This is a genomic window from Bradyrhizobium sp. CCBAU 11386, from assembly GCF_028128955.1.
Taxonomy (GTDB): Bacteria; Pseudomonadota; Alphaproteobacteria; order Rhizobiales; family Xanthobacteraceae; genus Bradyrhizobium.
The window spans coordinates 21,359-27,530 of record NZ_LBKA01000185.1 but is presented as its reverse complement, the minus strand read 5'-3'; the positions used below and the strand labels follow the sequence as shown (position 1 = coordinate 27,530).

The 6,172-nt window shown below is 66.0% G+C and carries 4 protein-coding genes and 1 pseudogene; 1 reads left to right on the top strand and 4 read right to left on the bottom strand.

What is annotated here, in order from left to right; all coding sequences use genetic code 11:
- Positions 1-102 precede the first annotated feature (102 nt).
- From mdlC to XI09_RS12575, 4 genes are all read right to left on the bottom strand, one after another.
- Positions 103-1,725, bottom strand: a complete 1,623-nt coding sequence (gene mdlC, locus XI09_RS12590) for a benzoylformate decarboxylase (RefSeq protein ID WP_271567120.1) — start codon at positions 1,723-1,725, stop codon at positions 103-105.
- Between the two features lie 167 nt (positions 1,726-1,892).
- The gene (locus XI09_RS12585; RefSeq protein ID WP_271567119.1) at positions 1,893-2,744 is read right to left on the bottom strand and encodes an FAS1-like dehydratase domain-containing protein; all 852 of its coding nucleotides are present in this window, start codon (positions 2,742-2,744) and stop codon (positions 1,893-1,895) included.
- 15 nt (positions 2,745-2,759) lie between these two features.
- On the bottom strand, positions 2,760-3,860 hold the full coding sequence (locus tag XI09_RS12580; RefSeq protein WP_271567118.1) for a CaiB/BaiF CoA transferase family protein: 1,101 nt from the start codon (positions 3,858-3,860) through the stop codon (positions 2,760-2,762).
- Between the two features lie 10 nt (positions 3,861-3,870).
- On the bottom strand, positions 3,871-5,040 hold the full coding sequence (locus XI09_RS12575; RefSeq protein ID WP_271567117.1) for an acyl-CoA dehydrogenase family protein: 1,170 nt from the start codon (positions 5,038-5,040) through the stop codon (positions 3,871-3,873).
- Positions 5,041-5,165: 125 nt separating this feature from the next.
- On the opposite strand from XI09_RS12575, the pseudogene XI09_RS12565 reads away from it, so the two are divergent.
- A pseudogene (locus XI09_RS12565) lies at positions 5,166-6,086 on the top strand (LysR substrate-binding domain-containing protein).
- The last annotated feature ends 86 nt before the right edge of the window (positions 6,087-6,172 follow it).

The following is a 6,172-nucleotide window of genomic DNA, read 5'->3' as shown; positions in this document are numbered from 1 at the left end:
CGTAGTTGTGGACTGGATCGTAGTTACCAGTCTTCGCCAAACTTCCGGCGTTGGTAATGGGTCCTGGCTTTCGCCAGGACGACGATGCGGTTGGAGCGCCCCCTAATGCTTCTGCCCGTACAGCACCGGCACCGCCGAATCCACGACGACCTCCACGAGGCTCGTGCCCTCGTACGTCATCCCGCGCTTCAGCGCCTCGCCGAGCTCTGCGGCCTTACTCACCCGCACCGCATGGCAGCCCATGCCTTCGGCGAGCCGCACGAAGTCGATGCCCGGCAATTCCAGCCCGGGCACGTTCCTCACCTGCATCACCTGGCTGAACGAGCGCATCGCGCCGTAGCCTGAATTGTTGATGACGACGACGGTCAGCGGCAGCCTGCGTTGCGCGGCGGTCCACAGCGCCTGGATCGAATACATCGCCGAGCCGTCGCCGATCAGGCACACGGTGCGGCTTTTCGGCTTGCCGAGCGCCATGCCGACCGCGGCCGGCAGGCTATAGCCGAGGCCGCCGCTCGCCATGGTGTAGAAGCTGTCCTGGCCGCGCATCGGCATGAACTTCTGCATCGCCGGCCGGTGCGAGGGTACTTCCTCGACCAGCGATGTGCCGTCCGGCATTGCCTGCGATAGCGAATGCAGCAGGAATTCGACCGGCAGCGGATCGGCGGCCTGCGGCGCCGGCGGCAGCGTGCGGCCTTTGGGCGTCGCGCGTTTGCTCTCCGGCAGCAGGTCGAGCAGCATGGTGAGCGCCGGCTTCATCGTGGCGACGATGCTGGTGCCGACCGGGGTCACGGCTGCGGCATCCGGATCGTCCGTGATCTGGAAGATCGTCGCGCCGCCGTCGAAGATCGCGGCATGCCCTTCGACATGGAAGGTGAACACGGGCGCGCCGACCACGACGACGAGATCGTGCTCGCGCAACGCATCGGAAAGTTGCGCGGGTGAAGCGTGCAGGAAGCCCGCGAACTGCGGATGTCGCTCGGGGAACGAGCAGCGCGCCGAGAACGGGCTGACCCAGACGCTCGCCTTGGCCTTCTCGGCGACGCGCACCATCAGATCGACCGCGCCGGCGCGGTCGACACCGGGGCCGACGACGAGGGCAGGGTGCTTTGCGGAGCCGAGTGCGGCAATCAGCGCTTTCATTGCCTCCGGCTCGGGGCCGATCTCGCGGCTGACCTTGCGCGCCTCGATCGGCGCTGTGGCATGTGTCCAGTCGTCGATCGGGATCGAGACGAAGGTCGGCCCGCATGGCGGCTGCATCGCGGTGTAATAGGCGCGCGCGATCGCGGCCGGCACGTCCTCGGGCCGCGCCGGCTCGACACTGTATTTGACGTACGGCCGCGGGAACTCCGAGGCGCGTTCGGCATAGAGGAACGCCTGCAAGGGGAGGATCGAGCGCGCCTGCTGGCCCGCGGTGATCACGAGCGGGGTCTGGTTGCGATGCGCGGTGTAGATGTTGCCGAGCGCGTTGCCGACGCCGGCGGCCGAATGCAGATTGACGAAGCCGGCATTGCGCGTCGCCTGGGCGTAGCCATCGGCCATGCCGACCGCGCTCGCTTCCTGGAGCGCCAGCACATAGTCGATGTCGTCGGGCCAGTCGCTGAGAAACGGCAGCTCGGTCGAACCGGGATTGCCGAAAATTTTCTTGATGCCGAAGGCGCGCAGCAGGTCGATTGTCGCCTGCTTGACGGTGACGGACTTGCTGCCGGTCTTGCCGTTCTTGGCCATGGTTTCCGTCCCCTGTTAATTCCTCATCCTGAGGAGCGCGTCTTCGCGCGTCTCGAAGGATGAAGGCCCGGCTGGTGGCCTCGCCCTTCGAGACGCGCGCGAAGGGCGCGCTCCTCAGGGTGAGGGTCTAGATCGTCGCGTCGCCGCTCGCAATGATGGCGTCGCCGCTACCACACCGCCGTGCCCTTCATCGTCGGCTGTCCCTCCGCATTCGCGGTCCACAGCTCCATGCCCGCCTCGGTCTCGTTGGCGTTGATGGAGAACTCCGTGCCTTCGAACAGCGGCTGAAGCCCGCGATAGGTAAACTTCTTCGGCGCCTTGCCGCCGTGGAGCTTCGCCGCCATCTCGATGATGAGCGCCGCCTGCAACGGGCCGTGGAAGATCAGGCCAGGATAGCCCTCGACCTTGGTGACGTAGTCGCGGTCGTAGTGAATGCGGTGGCCGTTGAAGGTCAGCGCCGAGTAGCGGAACAGCAGCACCGGATCGGACACATGCGTTTCGCGATGCTGCGCCTTGGGCGGCGGAGGCGGGGCCTTGGCGCCGGCAGGCGCGCCACTCGTTATCTCGCGATACACGATGTCCTGCCGCTCGCGGATGGCGACGCCACGCGGTGAGGTCACGGTGTGCTCGACCGCGACGAAGCACAGCGTGCCGGTCGAGCCTGATTTCACCGTGACATCGGCGATGCGCGAGGTCCGCGTCGATTCATCGCCGACGCAGAGCGGCTCCAGAAATTCGATCTCGCCGCCGGCCCACATCCGGCGCGGCAGCGGCACCGGCGGCAGGAAGCCGCCGCGCGTGGGGTGGCCGTCGGGCCCCAGCATCGCCATCGGAAACACCGGCTGCGCCAAGCACCAGTGCACCGTAAACGGCGCGGCGTCGCCCTTTTTGGGCTCGCCGACCTCCTGGAACAGCGTCGCGCGCAGGCCCTTCACGAGCTGCGCGGTGACGATGTCGGTGGCCTCCGTGCTGCGGCCGATCCATTGCCTGAGATGATCGATGTCGAGCTTCTCGGTCATGACGCCTCGCTCTTGTTATTTCTTGGATGGACGTTCGCCGATGGCAGGCACGGCACCGTAAGCGCGGCTCTCGCCGACGATGATCGGCGCCGGCGCGGGATAGCTGACGCGGCCGTTCGGCGTGTCCACCTCGATGCGGCGCAGGTGGGGGTGGTTGGTGAGGTCGGCCATGGTGTTGACCTCGGCAAACGCGATGTCGGCGTCCGACAAGCGTTTGAGCAGTTCGTCGCGCGTCATCTTGCCGAAGGCATCCGCCACCGTCTTGTCGGTGAAATCGCGGTTGCGCACGCGCTCGACCATGTTGGCGACGCGCGGATCGGCGGGCAGGTCCGGCTGATCGAGCACCTTCACGCAGAGCGTCTTCCACTCGCGCTCGCTCTGGATCGAGATCAGGATGTCCTTGCCGTCTTTCGAGGTGAACACGCCATAGGGCGCGATCGAGGGATGGCGCAGGCCCATGCGCTTCGGCGGATTGCCGGCCTCGGAATTGAGCAGCGGCACGGTGCACCAGTCCGCCATCACGTCGAACATCGAGATGCGGATATCGGCGCCCTTGCCGGTGCGCCCGCGCGCGATCAGCGCCTCCAGGATCGCCGCATGCGCGGTGGCGCCGGTCGCGACGTCGACGATGGACATGCCGACGCGCGAGGCGCCGTCGGGATTGCCGGTGATCGAGGCCAGCCCGCTCTCGGCCTGGATCAGCAGATCATAGGCCTTGCGGTGCGCGTAGGGGCCCTCGTCGCCATAGCCGGTGATGGTGCAGGAGATCAGCTTCGGATAGTCCTTCAAGAGCCGCTCGCGCGAAAAGCCGAGCTTGTCCATCGAGCCCGGCTTGAGGTTCTGGATCAGCACGTCGGCGCCCGCGATCAGTCTCTCCAGTTCGGCACAGCCTTCTTTCGTTGCGAGATCGACCACCGCCGACTGCTTGCCGCGGTTGAGCCAGACGAAATAGCTGCTCTGGCCCCTGGCCGCCGCGTCATAGCCGCGGGCGAAATCGCCTTCGGGCCGCTCGATCTTGATGACTTCCGCGCCGGCATCCGCCAGGCGCGAGGAGCAGAACGGTGCCGCGACCGCCTGCTCGACCGCAATCACCCTGATCCCGTCAAGTGCTCCCATGATTGCTGCCTCAGTACGAGCGGGGCATGCCGAGCACGTGCTCGGCGACGAAGGACAGCACCAGATTGGTCGAGATCGGCGCCACCTGGTAGAGCCGCGTCTCGCGGAATTTGCGCTCGACGTCGTATTCCTCGGCAAATCCAAAACCGCCATGGGTCTGGATGCAGGCATTCGCCGCTTCCCAGGACGCGTCCGCCGCGAGCATCTTGGCCATGTTGGCCTCGGCGCCGCAGTCGAGCCCGGCCTCGTATTTGCGCGTCGCTTCCTTCACCATCAGCTCGGCCGCGCGCATCGAGGCGTAGGCTTTCGCGATCGGGAACTGGATGCCTTGATTCTGGCCGATCGGCCGCCCGAACACCGCGCGCTCCTTGGCATAGTTCGTGGCCTTCGCGATGAACCATTTGGCGTCGCCGACACATTCGGCCGCGATCAGGATGCGCTCGGCATTCATGCCGGAGAGGATGTAGCGAAAACCCTTGCCTTCCTCGCCGATCAAATTCTCCGCCGGCACCTTCATGTCGGTGAAGAACACTTCGGTGGTGGCGTGGTTCATCATGGTGCGGATCGGGCGGATCTCCAGCCCCTTGCCCTTGGCCTCGCGCATGTCGACGATGAACACGGAAAGGCCGTCGGTGCGCTTCTTGACCTGCTCCTTCGGCGTGGTGCGCGCCAGCAGCACCATCAGGTCGGAATGTTCGGCGCGGCTGGTCCAGATCTTCTGGCCGTTGACGATGTAGCTGTCGTTGCCGTCCTTGCGCGCAAAGGTCTTCAGCGAGGAGGTATCGGTGCCGCTGGTCGGCTCGGTGACGCCGAAGGCCTGCAGGCGCAATTCGCCGCTCGCGATCTTCGGCAGATATTTTGCCTTCTGCTCGGCATTGCCGTGCCGCAGCACCGTGCCCATCGTGTACATCTGGGCGTGGCAGCCGCCGCCGTTGCACCCCGCGCGTTGGATCTCTTCGAGGATCGCCGCCGCGGCGGAAAGCTTCAGGCCCGCGCCGCCATATTCCTCGGGGATCAGCACCGAGAGATAGCCGGCCTCGGTCAGCGCGTCGACGAAGGCCTTCGGGTAGGCCATCTCGCGATCGAGCTTGCGCCAGTATTCGCCGGGAAACTGCGCGCAGAGCTTTGCGACGGCTTCGCGGATGTCGGCGTGATCTTCGGTGTGGTGTTCTTCACTCATGGCGTTTCCCGTTCGGTACCGCAGTTAAGATAACGCCGGCCGATCCTCCGGCGTTGTGAAAACAACGCCAGCCCCCTATGCTCATTTGCTATAGCGTATGGAGTAGCCTTCCAGGATTGGCAAGCATGGATTTCCGGCAGCTCAGGACCTTCAGTTGTGTGGCGGAGCTCGGCAGCCTCTCCAAGGCGTCCGACACGCTGCGCGTGGCGCAGCCGGCGCTGAGCCGCCAGATCAAGCTTCTGGAACACGAGCTGCGCGTCGAGCTGTTCACGCGCAACGGTCGCGGCATGGTGCTGACCGAGGCCGGACGGCTTCTGCTCGCCCGCACGTCCGGCATCGTGCGGCAGATCGACCAGATCCGCGACGACATCCAGTCGGCCAAGGGGCCGCCGTCCGGCCAGGTCGTGCTTGGCCTGGTTCCGACCGTGAGCTGAGTGCTGTCGGCGCGCTTCGCGCGGCGCTGCGTCGAGACATTTCCCGGCATTTCGCTGCGCATCGTCGAGAGCTACAGCGGCCACCTCGTCGAATGGCTGCACCGCGGCGAGATGGATCTCGCCATCCTCTACGGCCGGTCGGCCGATCTGCACCTCAATGTGCAGAGCCTCGGCCGCGACAACATCGTTGCGGTCGGCCCGCGCGGCTGCGGCCTCGCGCGCAAGAAGAGCGTCGATGTCGGCTGGCTGCTGCGGCAGCGGCTGGTGCTGCCCAGTCATTCGCACGGCCTCCGTGCGCTGATCGAGCACGCGGCCGCCCAGCGCAAGATCAAGCTCAACGTCCAGCTCGAAGCGGATTCGTTTCGCGTGCTGACGAGCCTCGTGGAGGAGGGGCTCGGTTTCGCGCTGCTGCCGCCCTCGTCGGTCCACGGCGAGGTCGCGGACGGGCGGCTGGAAACCGCTGTCGTGTCCAGGCCGATGACGCGCGAGCTCATTTTCGCTTCTCCGATCGACCGCCCGGCCTCGACGGCCTCGCTGGCCATCACCGCGCTCCTGCGCGAGGAAGTCGCCGCCTGCCGCAAGGAAGGGGTCTGGGACATCAAGTTGAGTTAGATGCCGTGTCGTAGAACAGATGCGGGCCGCGTTGCCTTCGCATCTGGCGTGACCTGTCATGCCGAAATTTTATAGCTGGGCGGCAC

What these genes read in the sequence shown, in the direction of transcription:
- mdlC (WP_271567120.1), bottom strand. Translation starts at nt 1,725, where the DNA reads ATGGCCAAGAACGGCAAGACCGGCAGCAAGTCCGTCACCGTCAAGCAG.
- XI09_RS12585 (WP_271567119.1), bottom strand. Translation starts at nt 2,744, where the DNA reads ATGACCGAGAAGCTCGACATCGATCATCTCAGGCAATGGATCGGCCGC.
- XI09_RS12580 (WP_271567118.1), bottom strand. Translation starts at nt 3,860, where the DNA reads ATGGGAGCACTTGACGGGATCAGGGTGATTGCGGTCGAGCAGGCGGTC.
- XI09_RS12575 (WP_271567117.1), bottom strand. Translation starts at nt 5,040, where the DNA reads ATGAGTGAAGAACACCACACCGAAGATCACGCCGACATCCGCGAAGCC.